Genomic DNA, 18,223 nt, shown 5'->3' with positions numbered 1-18,223 from the left:
TGCAGGTTGTCTCACACCCCCGCGCGATACCCGATCCGTGTTTTCACATGGCTAACTTCGGCACCATGGGTACCACACTGCCGCACCTTGACGACAGGATCCGGGACCACCCCGACGACGACGTTGACGACGCCTGCGATACCGATCCCTACCTGAACGCCGACTACAACTGGACGGGCTGGCCCACCGACTCGCGCTGGCGTCCCGCCACGGCGGTGGTGGGCGCGGTGGTGGCCCTGGGCGCCATCGCCACCGCCGTCATCATCAACAGCGGCGACAGCGCGTCGACCAAGGCCACGCTGGGCGCACCCGCTCCCCACCCGGTGACCTCGGCACCCGCGACCACCAAGGCCTCCGCGCCGCCCAAGGCCGCCCCCGGTCCCTCCCAGCTGCCGGCCGAGACCTTCACGACCGTCACCACACCCAGCGCCGCGCCCGTCGCACCGCCGGCGGTGGCCGCGCCCACCGTCGCGCCGCCGCTCGCCGCGGCGCCGCCGACAGCCGCGCTGAACCCGCGCACCGTGCTCTACAGCGTGAACGGGACCAAGCAGCTGCTGGACCTGGTGAACATCGTCTACACCGACGCGCGCGGCGTGCCGCAGACCGAGTTCAACGTGTCGCTGCCGTGGTCGAAGGTCGTGGTGCTGAACCCGGGCGTGCAGACCGAATCGGTCGTCGCGACCAGCTTCTACGGTCAGCTCAGCTGCTCGATCTTCAACGCCGCCGGTCAGCGGGTCATCGCGTCGACCAACGCCTCGAACATGGCGACCTGCGCGCGCTGAAGCCGATGGCCGTGACCCGCTGCGCCCGGCTGCACCGCGCTTGCGATCACGGCTGAAGCCGATGGCCGTGACCCGCTGCGCCCGGCTGCACCGCGCTTGCGATCACGGCTGAAGCCGACGGCCGTGACCCGCTGCGCCCGGCTGCACCGCGCTTGCGATCACGGCGAGCCTCAGCTCAGGCCCAGTTCGTGCATCCGCCGGTCGTGCGTCTGCTGCATCCGGTCGAAGAACGCGTTGAGCTGGCCCAGCCCACCGGCGCCCGACATCACCAGATCGACCAGCTCGTCGTGGTCGGCCAGCAGGTACTGGGCCTGCGTGATCGCTTCGCCGAACAGGCGGCGTGACCACAGCGCCAGCCGGCTGCGCTGCTTCCCGCTGGACGTCACCGCGGCGCGCACCTCTGCGACGACGAACTGCGAGTGCCCGGTCTCCGACAGCGCGGCGCGGACCACGTCGGCGACCTCATCGGGCAGACCGTGGGCGATCTCCAGGTACAGATCGGCCGCCAGCGCGTCGCCAACATAGGTCTTCACCAAGGCCTCCAGCCACGTGCTGGGCATCGTCAGCCGGTGGTAGTTCTCCAGTGCCGAGACGTACTTGGACATGGCCGACACCACGTCGACGCCGCGGCTTTCCAGCGCGTCGCGCAGCTGCTCGTAGTGCTGCATCTCCGCGGCGGCCATGCTGGCCATGGAGATCCGTCCGCGCAGGTCGGGGGCCATCCGCGCCTCGTCGGTGAGCCGGTAGAACGCGGCGATCTCGCCGTAGGCCAGAACCGCGAACAACTCGTTGACGCCCGGGTGATCGGCCGACAATCGCGGGGCGGGCGAATCGTCGATTTGGTCGGCGGCAGCGGGCTCGCAGGAAGGCCGGGTCATGGCAACACTGTAGTCGGCTGACTTAGCGCAAAATGGGACCCAGCTGTCGACCAGCTATCATGGAGGTCGATGGCGGCTGTATTTATGCCGTAATTGTTTTTTCAAAGCCGCTATCGGCGAAATGTGCGTGCACAGCTGGCCCGCCCTGACTGGGCCCTCCCAGACTGAGCCAGGGCCGGCGACTCGGCGACGTATTCGGAGTCGGAACTCGTGCGCGCGTGACCGCGACAGAGAAATACCGACACAAACCGATACGTCACCGAGAGGCTACTTACCCACGCATGACCACACTCACCAGCACAACTGAATTGACCTTTGCGCAACTCGGCGTCCGCGACGAAATCGTGCGCGCGCTCGCCGAAAAAGGGATCGAAAGCCCCTTTGCCATCCAAGAACTGACCCTGCCGATGGCGCTCGCCGGCGACGATCTGATCGGCCAGGCCCGCACCGGTATGGGCAAGACCTTCGCCTTCGGTGTGCCGCTGCTCCAGCGCATCACCGCCGGCACCGCCGCGCGTCCACTCAACGGCACGCCGCGGGCCCTGATCGTGGTTCCCACCCGCGAGCTGTGCCTGCAGGTCACCGATGACCTGACGCTGGCGGCCAAGCACCTGACCGCCGAGGGCGGCCGGCCGCTGTCGGTGGTTCCCATCTACGGCGGGCGCCCCTACGAGCCGCAGATCGAGGCGCTGCGCGCCGGCGCCGACGTCGTGGTGGGCACGCCGGGCCGGCTGCTCGACCTGAGCCAGCAGAACCACCTGCAACTGGGTGGGCTGTCGGTGCTGGTGCTCGACGAGGCCGACGAGATGCTCGACCTGGGCTTCCTGCCCGACATCGAGCGCATCCTGCGCCAGATTCCGACCGACCGGCAGTCGATGCTGTTCTCGGCGACCATGCCGGACCCGATCATCACGCTGGCCCGCACCTTCATGAACCAGCCCACCCACATCCGGGCGGAAGCGCCGCACTCGGCGGCCACCCACGACACCACCGTCCAGTACGCCTACCGGGCGCACGCGCTCGACAAAGTGGAGCTGGTCAGCCGCGTGCTGCAGGCCGAGGGCCGCGGCGCCACGATGATCTTCACCCGCACCAAGCGCACCGCCCAGAAGGTCGCCGACGAGCTGGCCGAGCGCGGTTTCGCGGTGGGCGCCGTGCACGGGGACCTCGGGCAGGCGGCCCGCGAGAAGGCGCTCAAGGCCTTCCGGACCGGCGAGATCGACGTGCTGGTCGCCACCGATGTGGCCGCCCGGGGCATCGACATCGACGACGTCACCCACGTCATCAACTACCAGATCCCCGAGGACGAGCAGGCCTACGTGCACCGCATCGGCCGCACCGGCCGCGCCGGCAAGACGGGTGTCGCAGTCACCCTGGTGGACTGGGACGAAATGGCCCGCTGGTCGCTGATCGATAAGGCGCTGGGGCTGGCCTGCCCCGAGCCCGCCGAGACCTATTCCAACTCCCCGCACCTCCGCACCGAGCTGGGCATCCCCGCCGAGGCCGGCGGCACGGTGGGTGCGGCCCGCAAGTCGCAAGGCCAGCGCCGCAGCGGCGACCGGAACGGCAAGAGCCCGGAGCAGAAGTCGGAGAGGCCCGCGCGCCGCTCCGGCACCCGGCGGCGCACCCGCGGCGGCCAGCCGGTCACCGCGCACCCGTCAAGCAACGGGGCCGCGAGCACCAACGGCGAGGCGACCCCGGAAACCCCGGCCGCCTCGCCCCCGGGCAACGCCGGCTCCACCCGGCGCCGACGTCGGCGTCGCAAGCCCACCGAAGGGCAGACCGCCACGGCCAGCGCCGCCGCCACGCAGAGCAACTGACGGCCCACGCCGCCGCATGGTCAGACCCGAGCGTCGCACCAAGGGCGACATGCTAGCCGCCGCGGCCATCGCGGTCGCCGTCGCCGCGGTCGCGGCGCTGATCTGGTGGAGCAGCGATGCCCGGGCCACCAGCAGCCGGCCCGCGGCCGTGCCCGCACCCAACCCGACGCCGGCCAAGCAGGTGCCGACAGGGCTGAAGCAGCTCTGGACCGCCGCGAGTCCGGCCACCACCGCCCCGGTGGTCGCCGGCGGGGAGGTCGTCACCGCGGCAGGCCGCCGGATCGACGGGCGCGATCCCGACACCGGCCAGTCCCGTTGGAGCTACGCCCGCGACCTCGACCTGTGCGGTGTCACCTGGCTGTACCGCTACGCCGTCGGGGTCTACCGCGACGACCGCGGCTGCGGGCAGGTGAGCACCCTGGACGGTTCCACCGGTCGCCGGGGGCCCGCCCGCAGCGGCTACGCCGATCCGCGGGTGCGGCTTTCTTCCGACGGCATGACGGTGCTGTCGGTCGGCGACACCCGGCTGGAGTTATGGCGTTCGGACATGGTCCGGATGCTGGCCTACGGCGAGACCGACGCGCGGGTGAAGCCGTCGACGCGCGGACTGCACTCCGGATGCAAGCTGATCTCGGCCGCGGCCAGCTCGCAGGCGGTGTCGGTGCTGGAGAGCTGCGCGAACCAGGCCGACCTGCGGCTGGTGCTGCTGCGTCCGGGCAAGGACGACGACGAACCCCAGCAACGCATCGTGGCCGAACCGGGGATCGCGCCGGATTCGGGCGCCCGGGTGCTGACCGTTGCCGAGAACACCACCGCGGTGTACCTGCCCGCGCCGCAGCCCCGAGTCGACGTCATCGACCAAACCGGGGCGACCGTGTCGAGCACCCCGCTGCCCAAGCCGCCGTCGCGCTCGGCGGTGGTCTCCCATCCGGGCAGCCAGTTCACCTGGTGGACGGGCGATTCGCTGATGGTCTTCGACGCGAACACGCTGGCGCTGCGCTACACCATCGCCGCGGGCGACAAGACGGCGCCGTTGGGGCCCGGGGTGATGATGGCGGGCCGGTTGCTGGTGCCGGTCACCGGCGCGATTGGGGTCTACGACCCGCTCAGCGGCGCCAACGAACGCTACATTCCGGTGGACCGCTCGACGAGCGCCCCGCCGGCCGGCAAACCGGTGTTCCCCGCGGTGATCGGGTCGCGGGTGCTCGAGCAGCGCGGCGACACCCTGGTCGCGCTGGGCTAAACCTGATGGTGGCGACCCGCTGCGCCCGGCTCCGCCGCGCTTGCGATCGCCACTAAACCTGACGGTGGCGACCCGCCGCGCCCGGCTCCGCCGCGCTTGCGATCGCCACTAGACCTCGACGGCGAACGTCGGCAGCGGCTTGCCGCTCTTCCAGTGCTTGAGCAGCGCCGCCGCCAGATCGCCGTAGGCCACCGCGCCCTTGTTCTTGCGACCGGCCATCACCGACGAGCCCGAGGCGCTGGCCTCGGCGAATCGCACGGTTCGCGGGATCGGCGGGGCCAGCACCGGCAGGTTGTAGCGGTCGGCGACGTCGAGCAGGACGTCGCGCGTGTGCGTGGTGCGCGAGTCGTACAGCGTCGGCAGGGCGCCGAGCATGCGCAACTCCGGGTTGGTGATCTGCTGGACATCGGCGACCGTGCGCAGGAACTGGCCGACCCCGCGATGCGCAAGCGTCTCGCACTGCAGCGGCACGATGACCTCGTCGGCGGCCGTCAGCCCGTTGAGGGTGAGCACGCCCAGCGACGGCGGGCAGTCGATGATCACCACGTCGAACTGGTCGCCGAGCTTGGCCAGGGCGCGCTTGAGCGCGTATTCGCGCCCGGCCCGCATCAACAGCATCGCTTCGGCGCCGGCCAGGTCAATGTTGGCCGGCAGCAGCGTCATTCCCTCCGCCGTCTCGACCAGCGCGGCGTTGGGCTCGACCTCGCCGAGCAGCACCTCGTGCACGGACACCGGTAGCTTGTCGGGGTCTTGGCCCAGCGAGAAGGTCAGGCAGCCCTGCGGGTCGAGGTCGACCAGCAGCACCCGTTTCTTCTCGTCCACCAACGCCGCCCCCAGCGACGCGACCGTGGTCGTCTTGGCGACACCACCCTTTTGGTTGGCCACCGCCAATACCCGTGTCTTACTCACCGGCGCCGCCACCTCATCGCTGCCTCCCCACTGCATCGTCGCGTGCGGTTTACAGTGCCATCCTGGCATGTTCGCCCGCCGTGCGCTTCGGCCTGAGCAACCACCGCGAGTCGTCCGGCAGAATCAGTCGATATGGGCTTGGACAATCACCGTCTGGTGCTGCTGCGCCACGGCGAGACCGAGTGGTCGAAGTCGGGCCAGCACACCGGCCGCACCGAGGTCGAGCTGACCGACGCCGGCCGAACGCAGGCCAAGCTGGCCGGCCGGGTGCTCGGTGAACTCAAACTCGTTGACCCGCTGGTGATCAGCAGCCCGCGGCAGCGTTCCCTGACCACGGCGGAGCTGGCCGGGTTGTCCGTCGACGAGGTGTCCGAGCTGCTGGCGGAGTGGGACTACGGCTCCTACGAGGGTCTGACCACGGCGCAGATTCGGGAGAAAGTGCCCGATTGGCTGGTGTGGACGCACGGCTGCCCGGGCGGTGAGACCGTCGCCCAGGTCAGTGAGCGCGCGGACGCGGCCGTCGCGACGGCACTGCAGCACATGGAGTCGCGCGACGTGGTCTTCGTCAGCCACGGCCACTTTTCCCGCGCGGTGATCACGCGCTGGGTCGAGCTGCCGCTGGTCGAGGGCAGCCGGTTCGCCATGATCACCGCGTCGATCGCGGTCTGCGGGTTCGAGCACGGGGTGCGGCAGCTGCGCGCGCTCGGATTGACCGGTCAGTGAACGGCGAACCGCCGTTCGCGCTGTGCGGGCCGACCGGAACCCTCATCGCCGACGGGGTGCGGGAGCGCTACGCCGACGTGGGTGCCGCGCAGGCCGCACTGCGCTCGGGTGAGGCGCCGATTGTGTTGGGCGCGTTGCCTTTTGACATCACCCGGCCGGCCGCGCTGCTGACGCCGGAGGCGGTGAACACCACGGATGGGCCGCCGGACTGGCCGGCCGACGGGCTGCCGTCGGTGCGGGTGGCCGAAGCCGTGCCGCCTCCGGCGGACTACCGGGACCGGATCCGCCGGGCGTGCGCGCAGCTCGCCGCGGCCGACAACCCGCTGGACAAGGTGGTTTTGGCCCGCGCGCTGCGGCTGGTCGCCGACGTCCCGCTGGATGCGCGTGTGATCCTGCGCCGGCTCATCGCCGCGGACCCGGCGGCCTACGGCTACCTCGTCGATCTGACCGCCGCCGGCGACGAGTACGCCGGTACCGCGCTGGTGGGCGCCAGCCCCGAGCTTCTGGTGGCGCGCAGCGGCGACCGCGTGGAGTGCCAGCCGTTCGCCGGCTCGGCGCCGCGGGCCGCCGACCCGGAGACCGACGCCACCAACGGCACCACGCTGGCCGCCTCGGCCAAGAACCGGCACGAGCACCAGCTGGTCATCGAGACCATCAGGGCCGCTCTGGAGCCCCTGTGCGACGACCTGTCCATCGCCGCCGAACCGCAGCTGAGCAGCACCGCCACCGTCTGGCATCTGTGCACGCCGATCACCGGCCGCCTGCGTGACACATCAAGCACCGCAATCGATTTGGCGCTGGCGCTGCACCCCACCCCGGCGGTCGGCGGGGTGCCGACCAAGGCCGCGATGGGGCTGATCGCCGAACTGGAAGGCGACCGCGGGTTCTACGCCGGGGCGGTCGGCTGGTGCGACGCCCGCGGCGACGGCCGCTGGGTGGTGTCGCTGCGCTGCGCCCAGCTGTCGGCCGACCGGCGCAGCGCGCTGGCGCGGGCCGGCGGCGGCATCGTCGCCGAGTCCGACCCCGACGAGGAAGTCGCCGAAACGACAACGAAATTCGGCACGATCCTCAACGCCCTGGGAGTAGGGCAATGAGCCGGCACATCCGTCGCGCCGCGCCCCGGGACGCCGCCGCGATCACCGAAATGATCTACGCGCTGGCCGAATTCGAGCACGCCGTCGATCAGTGCACGGTGGCCGAAACACAGATCTCGGCAGCGCTTTTCGGTGAGGCGCCGACGGTGTACGGGCACGTCGCCGAGGTGGACGGCGAGATCGCGGCGATGGCACTGTGGTTCGTCAACTTCTCCACCTGGGACGGCGTGGCGGGCATCTATCTGGAAGACCTGTTCGTGCGTCCGGAGTTCCGCCGACGCGGGCTGGCCCGGGCGCTGCTGGCCGCGCTGGCGTCCGAGTGCCTGCAGCGCGGCTACACCCGGCTGTCCTGGGCGGTGCTGAACTGGAACGCCGACGCCATCACTCTCTACGACAGCATCGGCGGTGAGCCGCAGAACGAATGGACGACCTACCGGTTGTCCGGCGCGCCGTTGGCGGGCCTGGCGGAATCGCCCTGATCGCCGGCGGCCCAGCGCACCGCGGCGGGACTGAACAGCAATCCGAGCACGATCAGCGCCACCGCGCCCACCGGAATCCCGAAGCCCGGCTGATGCGATCCGACCGCGAGGTACCAGGCCACCGGCAGCAACAACAGCTGGGTGATGACGGCCAGACCGCGACCCCAGCGCCTGCCAAGGATCAACGCGCGCCCCGCGGCGATCACCCCGGCACCGACCAGGACGAACCAGGCCGCTGTCGCCAGGCCGTTGACCACCTGCTGGTCGGCCCCGGCGACGCCCCGCACCACCAACACCACCGCCACGATCAGCGCCGCAATCCCCTGCAGCACAACGATCTGGCCGGCGCGGCGAACGGGGGTCGGGGTGCCTGGCGGTGTCACAGCGTCAGCGTAGTCACGGCGGCCGCCCGTCCCCTGGCGGTTCCCCCACAGCGGGGGCTTAGGCGGCCCGCATAAGCTCGTGCCTCATGCGGGCCGTGCTGATCGTCAACCCCACAGCTACTTCCACCACCCCTGCCGGCCGCGACCTGCTGGCTCACGCGCTCAAGAGCCGCCTGCAGCTCACTGTCGAACACACCAACCACCGCGGTCATGGCACCGAGCTGGCGGAGAAGGCCGTCGCCGACGGTATCGATCTGGTGGTGGTGCACGGCGGCGACGGCACGGTGAGCGGGGTGGTCAACGGCCTGCTCGGCCGGCCGGGACTGCTGCCGAACGGTCCGGTACCGGCGGTGGCCGTGGTGCCCGGCGGTTCGGCGAACGTGCTGGCGCGGTCCCTGGGCATCTCCGCCGACCCGGTCGCGGCGACCAATCAGCTCATCCAGTTGCTCGACGACTACCAGCGGCACCGCACCTGGCGGCGGATCGGGCTGATCGACTGCGGCGAGCGCTGGGCCGTGTTCAACACCGGCATGGGCGTCGACGCCGAGGTGGTGGCCGCGGTCGAGGCCGAACGCGACAAGGGCGGCAAAGTTTCGGCGTGGCGCTACATCCGCGCGGCGGTGCCCGCCGTCTGGGCCTACACCCGCCGCGAGCCGATGCTGACGCTCGAACTTCCCGGCCGCGAACCCGTTACCGGGGTCAGCTTCGTGTTCGTGTCGAACTCCAGCCCGTGGACGTTCGCCAACGAACGACCGGTGTGGACCAACCCCGGCTGCAGCTTCGAGTCGGGCCTCGGGGTGTTCGCGCCCACCACCATGAAGCCGATCCCCACCCTGCGAATCGTGCGGCAGATGTTCGCAAAACGGCCAACATTCGACTTCAAGCACCTCATCACCGAGGACGACCTGCCATGCCTGCGAGTTACCTCCACGGGAGGCGCCGTCGCTTGCCAGTTCGACGGCGATTACCTCGGCGTGCGCGAAACCATGACGTTCCGGGCGGTCCCGGATGCGCTCGCTGTGGTCGCTCCCCCTCAGCAGAAATGGCGCTGAGCTGCGGCGATGATGCGCCACGGGCGCGTGCCGGGAAAATATTTCGGGAGACGGCCCATGGAGTGTAGTACAACGGAGTAAGGGCTGGGCTACGAGATGATCAAAGTGAGATAGCCCACGAGCGAACTCACGCTATTGACATCTGTTGAGCCTGTGAAACGATCAAAAGGTTGCATGCAGAAACTACGTAGGGGTGCGGACTCCTTTTCTTCTGCACGCGTTTAACAGCCGGAGAAAATGGCCGTGCGCTTTGCTGCGCACTTAGTGAGGAGTAAAGACTTATGGATTGGCGCCACAAGGCGGTCTGTCGTGACGAAGACCCGGAGCTGTTCTTCCCGGTAGGGAACAGCGGCCCGGCTCTCGCGCAGATCGCTGACGCGAAACTGGTCTGTAATCGGTGCCCGGTGACCACAGAGTGCCTCGGTTGGGCGCTGAACACGGGCCAGGACTCGGGCGTCTGGGGCGGCATGAGCGAAGACGAGCGGCGTGCACTGAAGCGTCGCAACGCCCGGACGAAGGCCCGCAGCGGGGTCTAACCCACATTGCGCAAACGGTGCGGCCTCGACAAAAGTCGAGGTCGCACTTTTGCGTGTGGGGTTCAGCACGACGCGCGCCTACAGCAGCAAACGGGTTCGCCGGCCGATCGGCACCCGTAGCACCACATCGGTGCCGGTGACCGGCGCCTGACGCATGCCCAGGGTGCCGTCCAACTCGGCCGACACCAGGGTCCGCACGATCTGCAGACCGAGGCTGTCCGAGGTCTCCAGGCTGAATCCTTCCGGCAGCCCGCGACCGTCGTCGTGCACCACCACGTCGAGCCAGCGCGCGGAGCGTTCGGCGCGAATCGTCACCGAACCTTCCGCGGCCGCCGGGTCAAAGGCGTGTTCGATCGCGTTCTGCACCAGTTCGGTGATCACCATGATCAGCGCGGTGGCCCGGTCGGAGTCCAGCACACCCAGGTCGCCGACCCGGTTGATGCGGATCGGCCGGTCCACCGACGCCACGTCGTTCATGATCGGCAGGATCCGGTCGATCACCTCGTCGAGGTTGACCTGCTCGTCCACCGACATCGACAGCGCGTCGTGCACCAGCGCGATCGACGACACCCGGCGCACCGACTCGATGAGGGCCTCCCGTCCCTCCGCGTTGACGGTCCGGCGGGCCTGCAGGCGCAACAGCGCCGCCACGGTTTGCAGGTTGTTCTTCACCCGGTGGTGGATCTCCCGGATGGTGGCGTCCTTGGAGATCAGGGCCCGGTCGCGGCGCTTGACCTCGGTGACGTCGCGGATCAGCACCGCCGCGCCGGCGCTGACGCCGTCGACCATCAGGGGCAGCGTACGCAGCAGCACGGTGGCTCCACCGGCGTCGACCTCCATGCGCATGCTGCGCCCACCGGCCACCAGGTCGCGCACGTGCTCGGCCACTTCCTGCGCCTCGAAAGGGTCGGAGATCAGCGGGCGGGTGACCTCGATCAGGTTGTGCCCCTCCAGCTCGGTGGTCAGGCCCATCCGGTGGTAGGCCGACAGCGCGTTGGGACTGGCGTAGTCGACCACACCGTGCACGTCGAGGCGGATGAAGCCATCGCCGGCCCGCGGGGTCGAGCGCGACATGACCACGTCGCCCACGTCAGGGAAGGTGCCCTCGGCGAGCATGTGGACCAGATCGGTGGCGCACTCCCGGTAGGCGATCTCCAGCTGACCGGACGCACGGTCGGCGGCCAACGCGGTCTGATGATGGGTGAGCACGGCCACCACCTTGCCGCCGTAGCGAACCGGAGACGCCTCGACGTGGGTCCCGGGCAACCACGAATCTTCAGGTCCCGCAACGTTATTCCGCTTGGCGGTGCCCGACGCGAACGTCTCGGCGACGAGCGCCAACCGGTCGGACCCGACGGCGGTGCCCACCGCGTCGGTCTGCAGCGCCGTGGGCGCCGTGTTCGGCCGGCACTGCGCCACGCAGACCAGCACGCCGTCGTCACGGCGCACCCACATCAGGTAGTCGGCGAACGACAGGTCCGCCAGCAGCTGCCACTCCCCGACCACGGCGTGCAGGTGGTCCACCGCGTTGCCCGGCAGCATGGTGTGTTCGGCGAGCAGATCACCGAGAGTTGACATCGCTTACTCCCCGGGTCGTTCCCCGGCGGCTGATCGAGACGGCCCGACGGCTAGCTGATCACCGCGATGAGGTCGCCCGCCTGAATGACGTCGCCCACCGACACGCTGACCTTGCTGACGGTGCCGCCGACTTCGGCCAGTACGGGGATCTCCATCTTCATCGACTCCAGCAGCACCACGATGTCGCCTTTGCCGATCTGGTCACCCTCGTTCACAACGACTTCGAGCACGCTGGCCACGATCTCGGCACGCACATCCTCCGCCATCTTCACCCCACTCGTCTCGGCCTTCGCGCAGGCTGGCTGCTGGTCATCACGGTTCTATCAGGCCCATCAGGCTCGGATATATCGAACCACAGGACCGCTCGGGGCCGCGGCGCACGTGCCCCGAGTGGTCCGCACGAGGGCGAAGACACTGCATAGGACGTTTCGTGAGAGAATGGCGGTCAAGCCGACGGGCGCTGGGCGCCTCGTTCGACAAGCAATCACGGAGGTTTACATCATGGCCAAACGAGGCCGTAAGAAGCGCGACCGCAAGCACAGCAAGGCCAACCACGGCAAGCGCCCCAACGCCTGACGGACGCTACTGCGTACCCCGGATGATCGTGGTGCGCCGGATCTCGAGCCGTAGCCGCTCGCGCAATCCCTCCGGGGCCTTCTCGCCCCGGCATTTGGTGGCGATCAACGCCTTGATCCGCTCTTCGAGCCCGTAGTGCTTGAAGCAGCCGGGGCACGCCTCGAGGTGCTGGCGCAGCTGCTCGCGGGTGTCCGGGCCGCATTCTCCGTCGAGCAGCAGCCAGACCTGGCGGATGACCTCCGCGCAGCCGACGCTGCCGTGGGATTCGTCGTTGGGGCAGGCGCCGGGCGCGGCACCGCCCTGGCCGGAGAGCTCGCTCATGACGACACCTCCTCGTGCGTCTGTTGACCGCGGTTGAAGCCGCGCTCCTTGGCAACGTCGGCCAGCAGGCCGCGCAGCTGCCGTCGGCCGCGGTGCAGCCGTGACATTACCGTTCCGATCGGCGTATCCATGATCTCGGCGATTTCCTTGTACGGAAAGCCTTCGACGTCCGCGTAATAGACCGCCATCCGGAATTCCTCCGGCAACGCCGCCAGCGCCTCTTTGATCTCCGAGTCCGGCAGCGCCTCCAGGGCCTCCACCTCGGCCGATCGCAGCCCGGTGGACGAATGCTCGGCGTTGGCGGCCAGCTGCCAGTCGGTGATCTCCTCGGTCGGATACTCCGCGGGTTGGCGCTGCTTCTTGCGGTAGCTGTTGATGTAGGTGTTGGTCAGGATCCGGTACAGCCACGCCTTGAGATTGGTACCGGCCCGAAACGAGCGGAATCCCGCGTAGGCCTTCACCATGGTTTCTTGCAGCAGGTCCTCGGCGTCCGCGGGATTGCGCGTCATGCGCAGCGCGCCGCCGTAAAGCTGGTCCAGCAGGGGAATCGCGTCGCGTTCAAATCGCGCCGTTAATTCCGCGTCCGTCTCTTCGTGCGCTGCGGGCTCCGGAATCTCGGGCCCCGTCGCGCCAGGGCGGCCATCTTCAGAGTCGGCCATGTCGATCAACCCGGTCCCTTCTGCGGCGGTGTTACCGGAGAGCATCGAAAGCGCCACCGGACTCGCAAGGAAGCCAGCCAACCGCTCCTCGCCTAACAGGCTCGTCGCCGTTGACACCACGCTGCTCCTCCCAATCTAAAGGCTGACCCCGACACCGTTCGTCCGGGTCCGCTCCACCGCATGTGAAACCGATTGGATCAACACCGCGGGTGACCGCGCTATTTCCGCCGCGCGATCCGCCCGTATGCCGGCCCCGCCCGCCGCGATCGGACCCCGATCCGGCCGATCCGGGCATGGCGTTAGTGTGACGCCATGTCCCTTAAAGGCAAGACCATGTTCATCTCCGGCGCCAGCCGCGGTATCGGCTTGGCGATCGCCAAGCGCGCCGCGCAGGACGGGGCCAACATCGCTTTGATAGCCAAGACCGCCGAACCGCACCCGAAGCTGCCGGGCACGGTGTTCACCGCGGCCAAAGAGCTCGAGGAGGCCGGTGGGCAGGCGCTGCCGATCGTCGGGGACGTCCGCGACCCGGATTCGGTCGAGGCAGCCGTGGCCAAGACCGTCGAGCAGTTCGGCGGCATCGACATCTGCGTCAACAACGCGTCGGCGATCAACCTGGGGTCCATCTCCGAGGTGCCGATGAAGCGCTTCGACTTGATGAACGGCATTCAGGTGCGCGGCACGTACGCGGTGTCCCAGGCGTGTCTGCCGCACATGAAGGGCCGGGAGAATCCCCACGTCCTGACGCTGTCCCCGCCGGTGCTGCTGGGCCAGGAGTGGCTGAAGCCGACGGCGTACATGATGGCCAAGTTCGGTATGACGTTGTGCGCGTTGGGCATTGCCCAGGAGATGCGCGAGGAGGGCATAGCGTCCAACACGTTGTGGCCGCGCACGCTGGTGGCCACCGCCGCGGTGCAGAACCTGCTCGGCGGTGACGAGGCGATGGGACGCGCCCGCAAGCCCGAGATCTACTCCGACGCCGCCTACGTCATCCTCAATAAGCCGGCCAAGGAGTTCACCGGCAACATGCTGCTGTGCGAGGACGTGCTGGTGGACTCCGGCGTCACCGACCTGTCGACCTACGACTGCATCCCCGGCTCCAAGCTGGGCGTCGACTTCTGGGTGGACGGCGTCAACCCGCCGGGGTACACGGGTCCCTAACCGCCCCAAGGCATTACAGTGGCGGCCACACCGGGCATTGCCGCGTTGGCGAAAGCCGGTGTGCCCCACGAAGTCCTGACCTTCGATCACGATCGGCGCGAGCAATCGTTCGGTGCGGAGGCGGTCAGGGCGCTCACCGAGGCCGCCGGCATCGAACCCGGGCAGATCTACAAGACGCTGATCATCGCGGTGCCCAACGGATTGGCGGTCGCCATCGTGCCGGCCACCGCGCGGCTCTCGCTGAAGGCGGCCGCCGCGGCGCTGGGGGTTGCCAGGGCGTCCATGGCCGAAGCCTCGGTCGCCGAAAAGACCACCGGTTACGTCGTCGGTGCGGTGTCGCCGTTCGGTCAGCGCAGGAGGCTGCCGACGGTCGTCGATTCCGGTGCGCTGGCCTGGGAGCGGGTGTTCTGCAGCGCCGGCCGGCGGGGCTGGGAGGTCGCGGTGGCGCCGCAGGATCTGATCCGCCTCACCGGTGCGATCACCGCAGATCTGCGCGCTTAGGTTCGGTGTCCGGAAATTGAGCTGTTGACCCGAGCTCGGACCGACGGCGCTGCAGGGCGACGTTTCATCCGCGGCAGGCGAACACGGCACCGCCGTACCGGCTCGGCCGGTGGGGCGTGCCCGTGAACATCGGCGCGCTGATCTACGGAGTCGCGGCCATCGTCAATCTGTCCTGGCCGCGTGACTCCCACCAGCCCTGGTATGACGACTACATCATCGCGCTGATGTCCGTGGCCGTTGTCGGCCTCGGCATCCTGTACATGGCGTGCAGCCGGGCCGCCAGCTCGAAGACATCGTCGGCGGTCGCGATGTTGTCGAAGTCGCTCATGGCCTAGACCGTCAGGTATCCGCCATCGACGGCGATGGTACTGCCGGTGATGTACGAGGCGGCGTCGGTACACAAGAACAGCGCCGCGCCGGCGCAGTCCTGGGGTGTCCCGGGCCTGCCCAGCGGCGTGTGGAAGCCGATCTCGACGTCCATCACCTCGGGAATCCCCATGGCCGGGTGCGTCATTCGCGTGTCGATGAACCCGGGCGCGATGGCGTTGACCCGGATCCCGTCGTTGGCCCACCGGCGGGACAGGTTCATCGTCAGGGCGATCAGGCCCATCTTCGACGAGGCGTAGCCCGGGACGAACACCGCCGACCGGAACGCGGACATCGAGACGACGCTGACGACGCTCGCGCCGCCCGGGGCCCGGCTGGCCTTGAGGCGCTCGTGGCAGCGCATGGTCAGCCGCATCGGGCCCAGCATGTTCTGCGTCACCGATGCGACGTAGCCGTCGGGATCGTATTCGTCTCCGGCCGGATAGGGGCCGCCGGCGTTGTTGACCAGGATGTCCAGGTCGCCCAGCGAATCAGTAAGGGCGTCAACGGATTCGGGATCCTGGATCTGGCATTGGCGGTAGGTGAACGCGTCCAGTTCCGTCTCGGGATAGTCGGCTGCCGAGCCGCGGGTGCCGGTCACTGTGACGGCTGCCCCGGCGCCCGCGAACGCGGCGGCGATCGCGTTGCCGATCCCGCTGGTGCCGCCGGTCACCAGCACGTGTGCGCCGGTGAAATCGAAGTTGACGGAGTTCATTCCGTTGCCCTTTCTAAGGTCCTCAATTCGTTGCTTGACTTGGTGAGCCAGGCCTTTTCCCAGAAATTCCGCCGACCGTGATGCTCATGCGCTGGTCGAACGTCGTGGTCGGCTCGGGGAACGAGAAGTCGATGGTTGCGGGGTCGATGGTCTTGAAGTGCTCGAGCACGGCGTCGGAGAACTTCTGGAAGGCGAACGACGTCTTGGGCACCCGGTAGCCCATGAGCAGGGTGTTGTCGTCGCGCCAGTACCGGTAGTTGCGGTGCATCACCACCTGGGTTTCCTCGTCGCTCTTGTCGCGCAGCGAGTTCACTCCGCCCCAGTGGTCGGCGTGCCCCTGGGTGACGATGACGGCGCGCGTCGGGCCCGCCACGTCGGAAAAAGCCTTGCGGTGCAACGGGCCTTCGAAGACCAGCCCGCTGTTGACGATGACCCGGCCCTCGCCGGTGGCCACCGCATAGGAGTTGGAGACGCCCGGCGACATCCAGACGCCGTCGCCCAGGGACCGCGCGGGGGTGTCCGTCGCCGCCGAGAGGTCGCCGGCCCCGGGGCGCTCCCGATGAATCCCTGCCATGACTGGCGATCCTCTACAGTTCTAGAGGTAAAGTCAATATCTTCGACGCGGGAAGGGGCCCCGATGGGACTGCGCGGTCTGGCCGACAAGGTGGCGATCGTCGCCGGCGGCGCCACCGGCCTCGGTGCGGCGACCGCCGTCCGGCTGGGCGAGGAGGGCTGCCGGGTGGTCATCGGCGACGTCGCCGTCGACGCCGCGCGGCAGACGGTCGCGCGGATCGTCGCGGCCGGCGGCACCGCGACCGAGGCGGCTTTCGACCTGTCCGACCCGGCGTCGGTCGCCGGCCTGATCGATTCCGCCGCAACCACTTACGGCGGGGTGGACCTGCTGTTCAACGTGGGCGCCGACATGAGCACCATCCGCGCCGACACCGACGTGGTCGACATCGACTTCGACGTCTGGGACCGGGTAATGGCGGTGAACCTGCGCGGGTATGTGGCGGCGATGAAATACGCCATCCCGGAAATGCTCAAACGCGGCGGCGGGGCGATCGTCAACATGTCCTCGGCGGCGGCGTTCCAGGGCGAGCCCGCGCGTCCGGCCTATGCCACCGCGAAGGCCGGCATCGGCGCGCTCACCCGACACGTCGCGTCGCGGTGGGGCAAGGACAACATCCGGTGCAACGCCGTCGCGCCCGGCTTCACCGCCACCGAGACCATCCGTTCGGTGCCGCAATGGCCGGACCTTCAGGCCGCCGCGCTCAAGCGCATCCGGGGGCCCCGCGTCGGCGATCCCGGCGACGTCGCCGCGCTGGTCGCCTTCCTGCTCTCGGCCGAGGGCGAATGGATCAACGGTCAGGTCGTCAACGTCGACGGCGGCACGGTGCTGCGCTGAGGACCATGGCCACCGACAGATCCCGCAGACGCAACGGCGACGAACGCCGCCGCGACCTGTGCGATGCGGCGATCCGGGTGCTGGCCGAGCACGGCTCGCGCGGGCTGACGCACGGGCAGGTCGACCGCGTCGCCGGCGTGCCCGAGGGCACCACGTCGTATTACTACCGCACCCGGGCCGCCCTGCTGCGCGGCGTCGGCAAGCGGGTCGCGGAGATCGATGTGGCCAACCTGCAGTCGGTGATCGACGAGCCGGTCGATCCGCGCTCCCCCTTCGCACAACTGGCGCGGCTCACCATGATCCAGGCCGACGGGTCCGGCCTCATGCTCAACAGAGCGCGGCACGAGCTGCTGCTGGGCGCCGCCCGCGATCCCGGTCTGGCCGAAACGTCGCAGGTGTTCGTCGCCCGGATCAACGTCATGGCCCGCGACGCCATCGCGCACCTGCAGCCCGACACCCGCGACCCGGTTCTGCTGGCCGCGCAGACCACGGCCGTCACCACGTTCATCGCCGGTGTCTTCACCCGGCTGGCCGTCGGTGAAAGCGACGTCGGGGACGCCGAGCAACTCGGCCGCCTGCTGGAAGCGGTGGCCACCGCGGTCGCGCTCACGGCCCAGCGAAGTTGAGTTTCCGGCGAAAAGCACTCCTCGGCCCGTCGATTCCGCATACCGTCGACCGATGGACATCAAGCGTTTTGCCGCCGCAGGTCTGCTGGCAATGGCTGGGCTATTGACGATCGGCGTGGGCGTCAGCGGCGCCGACACGATTCAGACGGAGGGCAATTACCCGACGCGGGAGGCGTGTCAGAACGCCGGCCCGGGCGTGAAGGCCACGACGCCGGGAAGCTGGAACAACTTCTGGTGCGTTCCAGACCGTAACGTCAACGGCAACTGGAAGTTGGTCCTCAGCAACTGACTCGGCGCCACAGCCAACTCAGTCCGAGGCACCCGAAACCACTTGTGTCACTTGTGTTTCAGTGGCCCCTGACCGCCGATTTTTGTCGGTGGGTGCGGCTAGTTTCGGGGTGTGAGTTCCAGTG

Annotated in this window: 23 protein-coding genes and 2 pseudogenes; 16 read left to right on the top strand and 9 right to left on the bottom strand. The window is 68.9% G+C overall.

The window, feature by feature from the left end:
- Positions 1-65: 65 nt before the first annotated feature.
- On the top strand, positions 66-782 hold the full coding sequence (locus B8W69_RS25780) for an MmpS family transport accessory protein (RefSeq protein WP_085292539.1): 717 nt from the start codon (positions 66-68) through the stop codon (positions 780-782).
- Between the two features lie 170 nt (positions 783-952).
- On the opposite strand, the gene B8W69_RS25770 is transcribed toward B8W69_RS25780, so the two are convergent.
- On the bottom strand, positions 953-1,660 hold the full coding sequence (locus B8W69_RS25770) for a ferritin-like fold-containing protein (RefSeq protein WP_085292538.1): 708 nt from the start codon (positions 1,658-1,660) through the stop codon (positions 953-955).
- Between the two features lie 281 nt (positions 1,661-1,941).
- On the opposite strand from B8W69_RS25770, the gene B8W69_RS25765 reads away from it, so the two are divergent.
- The 3 genes and pseudogenes from B8W69_RS25765 to B8W69_RS32350 form a co-directional block, all read left to right on the top strand.
- On the top strand, positions 1,942-3,480 hold the full coding sequence (locus tag B8W69_RS25765; RefSeq protein WP_085292537.1) for a DEAD/DEAH box helicase: 1,539 nt from the start codon (positions 1,942-1,944) through the stop codon (positions 3,478-3,480).
- Between the two features lie 16 nt (positions 3,481-3,496).
- Positions 3,497-4,723: an Rv3212 family protein gene (locus B8W69_RS25760; RefSeq protein ID WP_085292536.1), complete on the top strand. Its 1,227-nt coding sequence runs from the start codon at positions 3,497-3,499 to the stop codon at positions 4,721-4,723.
- A gap of 19 nt (positions 4,724-4,742) precedes the next feature.
- Positions 4,743-4,894: pseudogene (locus B8W69_RS32350) on the top strand (gamma-glutamyl-gamma-aminobutyrate hydrolase family protein); the annotation flags it as partial.
- On the opposite strand, the gene B8W69_RS25755 reads toward B8W69_RS32350, so the two are convergent.
- A complete protein-coding gene (locus B8W69_RS25755) occupies positions 4,832-5,632 on the bottom strand; it encodes a ParA family protein (protein ID WP_085292563.1) in 801 nt (266 codons plus the stop codon). The pseudogene B8W69_RS32350 and the gene B8W69_RS25755 overlap by 63 nt on opposite strands.
- Positions 5,633-5,764: 132 nt before the next feature.
- Between B8W69_RS25755 and B8W69_RS25750 the strand changes: the two genes are divergently transcribed.
- Genes B8W69_RS25750 through B8W69_RS25740 form a run of 3 tightly spaced genes read left to right on the top strand, consistent with a single transcriptional unit; the run spans position 5,765 to position 7,928 of the window.
- Positions 5,765-6,355 carry an acid phosphatase gene (locus B8W69_RS25750; protein WP_085292535.1) on the top strand — a complete coding sequence of 197 codons (591 nt, stop codon included), beginning with the start codon at positions 5,765-5,767 and terminating at the stop codon, positions 6,353-6,355.
- Positions 6,340-7,449, top strand: coding sequence for an isochorismate synthase (locus tag B8W69_RS25745; protein WP_181447483.1), 1,110 nt, complete (start codon positions 6,340-6,342; stop codon positions 7,447-7,449). Before B8W69_RS25750 ends, B8W69_RS25745 begins: the two co-directional genes overlap by 16 nt.
- Positions 7,446-7,928, top strand: a complete 483-nt coding sequence (locus tag B8W69_RS25740; protein ID WP_085292533.1) for a GNAT family N-acetyltransferase — start codon at positions 7,446-7,448, stop codon at positions 7,926-7,928. The genes B8W69_RS25745 and B8W69_RS25740 overlap by 4 nt, the downstream gene beginning before the upstream one ends.
- Here the strand turns inward: B8W69_RS25740 and B8W69_RS25735 are convergent.
- Positions 7,880-8,311, bottom strand: coding sequence for a hypothetical protein (locus B8W69_RS25735; protein WP_085292532.1), 432 nt, complete (start codon positions 8,309-8,311; stop codon positions 7,880-7,882). The genes B8W69_RS25740 and B8W69_RS25735 overlap by 49 nt on opposite strands.
- Positions 8,312-8,397: 86 nt before the next feature.
- Here B8W69_RS25735 and B8W69_RS25730 point away from each other — a divergent pair, with 86 nt between their 5' ends.
- Both B8W69_RS25730 and whiB1 read left to right on the top strand, forming a co-directional pair.
- On the top strand, positions 8,398-9,363 hold the full coding sequence (locus tag B8W69_RS25730) for a diacylglycerol/lipid kinase family protein (RefSeq protein WP_085292531.1): 966 nt from the start codon (positions 8,398-8,400) through the stop codon (positions 9,361-9,363).
- Positions 9,364-9,644: 281 nt separating this feature from the next.
- Positions 9,645-9,899 carry a transcriptional regulator WhiB1 gene (gene whiB1 / locus B8W69_RS25725; RefSeq protein WP_003874607.1) on the top strand — a complete coding sequence of 85 codons (255 nt, stop codon included), beginning with the start codon at positions 9,645-9,647 and terminating at the stop codon, positions 9,897-9,899.
- 78 nt (positions 9,900-9,977) lie between these two features.
- Here the strand turns inward: whiB1 and B8W69_RS25720 are convergent, their stop codons facing one another.
- A complete protein-coding gene (locus B8W69_RS25720; RefSeq protein WP_085292530.1) occupies positions 9,978-11,477 on the bottom strand; it encodes a two-component system sensor histidine kinase PdtaS in 1,500 nt (499 codons plus the stop codon).
- A gap of 50 nt (positions 11,478-11,527) precedes the next feature.
- The gene (locus B8W69_RS25715; protein ID WP_007773063.1) at positions 11,528-11,743 is read right to left on the bottom strand and encodes a biotin/lipoyl-binding carrier protein; all 216 of its coding nucleotides are present in this window, start codon (positions 11,741-11,743) and stop codon (positions 11,528-11,530) included.
- Between the two features lie 235 nt (positions 11,744-11,978).
- On the opposite strand from B8W69_RS25715, the gene B8W69_RS32345 reads away from it, so the two are divergent.
- Complete coding sequence (locus tag B8W69_RS32345) at positions 11,979-12,053, top strand: 50S ribosomal protein bL37 (RefSeq protein WP_011728008.1); 75 nt, start codon at positions 11,979-11,981, stop codon at positions 12,051-12,053.
- Between the two features lie 6 nt (positions 12,054-12,059).
- Here the strand turns inward: B8W69_RS32345 and rsrA are convergent, their stop codons facing one another.
- On the bottom strand, positions 12,060-12,374 hold the full coding sequence (gene rsrA, locus B8W69_RS25710) for a mycothiol system anti-sigma-R factor (protein ID WP_085292529.1): 315 nt from the start codon (positions 12,372-12,374) through the stop codon (positions 12,060-12,062).
- Positions 12,371-13,033 (bottom strand): sigma-70 family RNA polymerase sigma factor, encoded by a 663-nt coding sequence (locus tag B8W69_RS25705; RefSeq protein WP_085292562.1) that lies wholly within the window; start codon positions 13,031-13,033, stop codon positions 12,371-12,373. The genes rsrA and B8W69_RS25705 overlap by 4 nt, the downstream gene beginning before the upstream one ends.
- 312 nt (positions 13,034-13,345) lie before the next feature.
- Between B8W69_RS25705 and B8W69_RS25700 the strand changes: the two genes are divergently transcribed.
- The 3 genes from B8W69_RS25700 (at position 13,346) to B8W69_RS25690 (ending at position 15,030) form a co-directional block, all read left to right on the top strand.
- Entirely contained in the window at positions 13,346-14,194 is an 849-nt protein-coding gene (locus B8W69_RS25700) for an SDR family oxidoreductase (protein WP_085292528.1), read from the top strand.
- 12 nt (positions 14,195-14,206) lie between these two features.
- Positions 14,207-14,695, top strand: a complete 489-nt coding sequence (locus tag B8W69_RS25695) for a YbaK/EbsC family protein (protein WP_165762693.1) — start codon at positions 14,207-14,209, stop codon at positions 14,693-14,695.
- Between the two features lie 116 nt (positions 14,696-14,811).
- A complete protein-coding gene (locus B8W69_RS25690) occupies positions 14,812-15,030 on the top strand; it encodes a hypothetical protein (protein WP_181447480.1) in 219 nt (72 codons plus the stop codon).
- On the opposite strand, the gene B8W69_RS25685 is transcribed toward B8W69_RS25690, so the two are convergent.
- Both B8W69_RS25685 and B8W69_RS25680 read right to left on the bottom strand, forming a co-directional pair.
- Complete coding sequence (locus tag B8W69_RS25685) at positions 15,027-15,776, bottom strand: SDR family NAD(P)-dependent oxidoreductase (protein ID WP_085292526.1); 750 nt, start codon at positions 15,774-15,776, stop codon at positions 15,027-15,029. The genes B8W69_RS25690 and B8W69_RS25685 overlap by 4 nt on opposite strands.
- A gap of 28 nt (positions 15,777-15,804) precedes the next feature.
- A pseudogene (locus B8W69_RS25680) lies at positions 15,805-16,350 on the bottom strand (MBL fold metallo-hydrolase); the annotation flags it as partial.
- A 63-nt stretch (positions 16,351-16,413) separates the two neighbouring features.
- On the opposite strand from B8W69_RS25680, the gene B8W69_RS25675 reads away from it, so the two are divergent.
- Genes B8W69_RS25675 through B8W69_RS25665 form a run of 3 tightly spaced genes read left to right on the top strand, consistent with a single transcriptional unit; the run spans position 16,414 to position 18,099 of the window.
- Entirely contained in the window at positions 16,414-17,184 is a 771-nt protein-coding gene (locus tag B8W69_RS25675; RefSeq protein WP_085292525.1) for an SDR family NAD(P)-dependent oxidoreductase, read from the top strand.
- 5 nt (positions 17,185-17,189) lie between these two features.
- Positions 17,190-17,810, top strand: a complete 621-nt coding sequence (locus B8W69_RS25670; protein ID WP_085292524.1) for a TetR/AcrR family transcriptional regulator — start codon at positions 17,190-17,192, stop codon at positions 17,808-17,810.
- 52 nt (positions 17,811-17,862) lie between these two features.
- A complete protein-coding gene (locus B8W69_RS25665; RefSeq protein ID WP_064877139.1) occupies positions 17,863-18,099 on the top strand; it encodes a hypothetical protein in 237 nt (78 codons plus the stop codon).
- The last annotated feature ends 124 nt before the right edge of the window (positions 18,100-18,223 follow it).

Origin of the sequence: Mycolicibacterium vulneris, from assembly GCF_002104765.1 — a bacterium.
GTDB lineage: Bacteria > Actinomycetota > Actinomycetes > Mycobacteriales > Mycobacteriaceae > Mycobacterium > Mycobacterium vulneris.
This window is presented reverse-complemented; position numbering and strand designations above follow the sequence as displayed.

Excerpts from the sequence above, each read along its gene's own strand:
- B8W69_RS25780 (WP_085292539.1), top strand. The coding sequence starts at position 66 with ATGGGTACCACACTGCCGCACCTTGACGACAGGATCCGGGACCACCCC.
- B8W69_RS25770 (WP_085292538.1), bottom strand. The coding sequence starts at position 1,660 with ATGACCCGGCCTTCCTGCGAGCCCGCTGCCGCCGACCAAATCGACGAT.
- B8W69_RS25765 (WP_085292537.1), top strand. The coding sequence starts at position 1,942 with ATGACCACACTCACCAGCACAACTGAATTGACCTTTGCGCAACTCGGC.
- B8W69_RS25760 (WP_085292536.1), top strand. The coding sequence starts at position 3,497 with ATGGTCAGACCCGAGCGTCGCACCAAGGGCGACATGCTAGCCGCCGCG.
- B8W69_RS25750 (WP_085292535.1), top strand. The coding sequence starts at position 5,765 with ATGGGCTTGGACAATCACCGTCTGGTGCTGCTGCGCCACGGCGAGACC.
- B8W69_RS25740 (WP_085292533.1), top strand. The coding sequence starts at position 7,446 with ATGAGCCGGCACATCCGTCGCGCCGCGCCCCGGGACGCCGCCGCGATC.
- B8W69_RS25730 (WP_085292531.1), top strand. The coding sequence starts at position 8,398 with ATGCGGGCCGTGCTGATCGTCAACCCCACAGCTACTTCCACCACCCCT.
- whiB1 (WP_003874607.1), top strand. The coding sequence starts at position 9,645 with ATGGATTGGCGCCACAAGGCGGTCTGTCGTGACGAAGACCCGGAGCTG.
- B8W69_RS25720 (WP_085292530.1), bottom strand. The coding sequence starts at position 11,477 with ATGTCAACTCTCGGTGATCTGCTCGCCGAACACACCATGCTGCCGGGC.
- B8W69_RS25715 (WP_007773063.1), bottom strand. The coding sequence starts at position 11,743 with ATGGCGGAGGATGTGCGTGCCGAGATCGTGGCCAGCGTGCTCGAAGTC.
- rsrA (WP_085292529.1), bottom strand. The coding sequence starts at position 12,374 with ATGAGCGAGCTCTCCGGCCAGGGCGGTGCCGCGCCCGGCGCCTGCCCC.
- B8W69_RS25705 (WP_085292562.1), bottom strand. The coding sequence starts at position 13,033 with ATGGCCGACTCTGAAGATGGCCGCCCTGGCGCGACGGGGCCCGAGATT.
- B8W69_RS25700 (WP_085292528.1), top strand. The coding sequence starts at position 13,346 with ATGTCCCTTAAAGGCAAGACCATGTTCATCTCCGGCGCCAGCCGCGGT.
- B8W69_RS25685 (WP_085292526.1), bottom strand. The coding sequence starts at position 15,776 with ATGAACTCCGTCAACTTCGATTTCACCGGCGCACACGTGCTGGTGACC.
- B8W69_RS25675 (WP_085292525.1), top strand. The coding sequence starts at position 16,414 with ATGGGACTGCGCGGTCTGGCCGACAAGGTGGCGATCGTCGCCGGCGGC.
- B8W69_RS25670 (WP_085292524.1), top strand. The coding sequence starts at position 17,190 with ATGGCCACCGACAGATCCCGCAGACGCAACGGCGACGAACGCCGCCGC.
- B8W69_RS25665 (WP_064877139.1), top strand. The coding sequence starts at position 17,863 with ATGGACATCAAGCGTTTTGCCGCCGCAGGTCTGCTGGCAATGGCTGGG.